General features: G+C 52.9%; 4 protein-coding genes. All 4 read left to right on the forward strand.

The window, feature by feature from the left end:
- Window positions 1–881 (forward strand): TrbL/VirB6 family protein (locus XcuCFBP2542_RS18460; RefSeq protein WP_104605665.1); only part of this gene is annotated, 881 nt, incomplete at its 5' end.
- Window positions 882–898: 17 nt separating this feature from the next.
- Window positions 899–1,447: a DUF4189 domain-containing protein gene (locus XcuCFBP2542_RS18465; protein WP_104605660.1), complete on the forward strand. Its 549-nt coding sequence runs from the start codon at window positions 899–901 to the stop codon at window positions 1,445–1,447.
- Between the two features lie 176 nt (window positions 1,448–1,623).
- On the forward strand, window positions 1,624–2,154 hold the full coding sequence (locus XcuCFBP2542_RS18470) for a hypothetical protein (RefSeq protein WP_104605662.1): 531 nt from the start codon (window positions 1,624–1,626) through the stop codon (window positions 2,152–2,154).
- Entirely contained in the window at window positions 2,151–2,804 is a 654-nt protein-coding gene (locus XcuCFBP2542_RS18475; protein WP_104605664.1) for a hypothetical protein, read from the forward strand. Before XcuCFBP2542_RS18470 ends, XcuCFBP2542_RS18475 begins: the two co-directional genes overlap by 4 nt.
- Window positions 2,805–2,884: the final 80 nt, after the last annotated feature.

A 2,884-nucleotide genomic window follows, 5' to 3' on the forward strand; every position in this document is an offset into this window, starting at 1 on the left:
TCAAGGCGGCGAAGGTCGCGATCATCATCAGCCTTGCTTCAGCTGTCGGGGTCAACGGCGCAATGCTGCACCAGGCCATGACCCAAGGCCTGGATAAGGAGATCCATGGTCTGTTCACCGGTGAGCAAGACAGCACCGCCTCCGATGCGATCGACGAAAATCTTGCCTACACACAGCTGGCGCTGACGGCGCTGGATGCGGTGCGCGTCGACCCTGCCGATCCTGAGGCACTGGAGAAGAAAAGCCGTGCTGTGCTGCTGGCAGGCTTCGGCACTGCCAGCCCGCCGATGGCGGCTGGGGCGATGCTGCTGTTGTTCAAGTTCACCATGGCCTTCCTGATCGGGATCGGGCCGATTTTCATCCTGGCGCTGATCTTCGACCAGACCAAGGACCTGTTCAAGAAATGGCTGTTCTATTTACTGGGCACGTTGTTCTCGATGGCCATGCTGTCGGCGGTGACGGCGATGGTGCTGAAATTCACGGCAAAAGTGGCTGCGGCCTACTGGGCTGCACAACTGTTCACGTTGGGCAATGCGGAAGGACTGTCGAGCCAGGCGTTGCAACAGGGTGGTATTGGGCTGATTATGACGATGCTCATCATCACCGTGCCTACGTTGGCGGCGGCCGTCTGGCAAGGCAGCATGAGCAACTTCATGCACTTCTCCGCGTTTGGTGGAGGCGCTGCATCGAGCCCTGGGCCGCAGGGGCAGCCGGCTGGGTCTTATGTGCCGCAACAGATAGCTAAAGATAATTCGGTTACACCTCCCTCATCTCTGGGTTCAGTGGGTCAGCGGGTTTCCGGCACTCCACAAGCCGCTCCCCCTCAAGAGGGTAGTGGTTCTAGAGGTATAGCTAATCAGGGTGATAGCCGACTGACTTGAGTCGAAGAGGGGTATTTATGAAATTTAGCTGGGTATTGATTTTTTTCGCCCTGTGTATTGCCAGTAATGCTAAGGCGGAGCAAGGCTGCCCGCCGGGCCAGATTCCTGCGACGGCAAACGGCAGTATTACATCCTGTGGTCCTATTCCCACCGGTTATTACGAGCAGCAGAGTTCTGATGCCCCTCGGCCGAGTGGCAAGTGGATAAAAACGTGGGGAGCTATAGCGATGGGGTCTGTCGACTCTATTTTTAGCTATGGCGTAACTACCGGAAAAATCTCCAAAGCTGAGGCTGAAAAGGACGCTCTCAATCGTTGCGCCTCCCATGGCGAAAAAGACTGCAGGATCGGGCTTGCTTATAAAAACCAATGTGCTGCTATCGCTGAGCCAAAAGTTAACGGCAAGCCATTTTCAACTGGCCGTTCAAATTTTGTGGGTGCTGGGACAACTGTAGAGGCAAGTAATGTTGCTTTGGATAGATGCAAAGCTGACAATGGGGCTACGCCGGGCGTAGAGTGTAAGATTATTTATGAAGCATGCTCGGAACCTATTTTCAAATCTTATTGATAAATTTACGGTATAAAAAGGAAAATTCATCAAGGTTTGCAGAATTTTCGCAGCGTTCTTCCTGTACGCTACTGCTATCTGGTTTAATTCAGGGTGGCGAATTCTATGAAGTCATTCCTCATTAAAACCCTGGTTGCGGCCGCTGTTAGTTCAATATAGCTTGTAGGAGCGATGTAATGGAAAGAGTATTCTCCTCCCATCACGTACATTGGTGCCGCTCACCCAAGGGCGTTCGGCGGATGTTGACTATCCTGCTGACGTCGACCCTGCTCACTGCAAGTTTGGCTGCCTTGGCCTATCGAACTTCGTTCGTCGTCCTCTTGGAGCTTGCGCAGTATGCGGCCACCATCTGTGCTGTATTGCACTTCGCTGTAGTGTCGATGCTACTGCGGATCGTTGCAGGTGCTCTGACTGCTTGGAAAAAGCTGCAAGCAGAGGAAAAAAATACCGAAGAACTGAGACAGCTTCGCCAGATTATTGTCGGCGCGACTGCAATGACAATTCTGATGTTTATGTTTGCAGTGGCTGCGACCTGCGTCCCCTTTGCGATGGATGTAATCAGGGATGTTCCCGAGTTCGGTTTGGTCTTCGCGCTCATGCTCATCACTTTGTTGATATATCGTGTCAACATTAACCGCGTTTGTTCACGACTCACGGATTCTATGGTAGCTGCGCAGCGTGCTGCACAACGCACGATGACAGCATGAACGGGAAGCTGGGAATCAGAATTGCTGGCTCTCTGGTCTTGGTTTTCTTGACAGGATGCAACCCTATGAACACTGGCTCTGAAAGGCGCGACACTGGCGCGACCACCACCGACGGCGATCCGGTCTACCGGAAGAACCCGCATCCGACCCAGGCGTACCGGATCACGATGACCATCGAGGATGCGCCGGGGCCGTTTGAGTGGGTGTCGGGAACTGCGTTCTATGATATGACTAATCGTGATGCGTGCACGCCCTTTGATCGCTCATTGGGCATGTCGACAAAGCAGAAAGAAGATGGGATTCCAATCGATTTCCAAAAGATCAATGACGCCACTTACGAGGCCACGATCTACACAGATGGCATGGCCGATGCTGATTACTACGGCAAAGGTATCTGCTATTGGGAATTTGGCGGTTTAGGAGTTTCACTGAAAGCGACAGGTAAAGGCGAGGAAACAGAATTCTTGCCGAGTCTAGGTAATAAGCAGGTCGCGACACTGACTCCTGAAACCAAATATTTTTGGAAGTCTCGCTACCCAGCGTCCGGGATGGCGGGCTTCCCCGACATGGGTCAGTCGAAAGCCGAAGACTTTAATAAGGATGCACGGAGTAATCTGTTCAAGGTGACGCTAATAGCTGAACCTGATTAGCCCCATTCCTCAGCCGGTAGTTGCAGGATTTGCGACGGGTCGGCTGGACAATGGCCCCACTTGAAGGCAACGGAGGTGGG

The organism is Xanthomonas cucurbitae, assembly GCF_002939885.1.
Classification (GTDB): Bacteria; Pseudomonadota; Gammaproteobacteria; order Xanthomonadales; family Xanthomonadaceae; genus Xanthomonas; species Xanthomonas cucurbitae.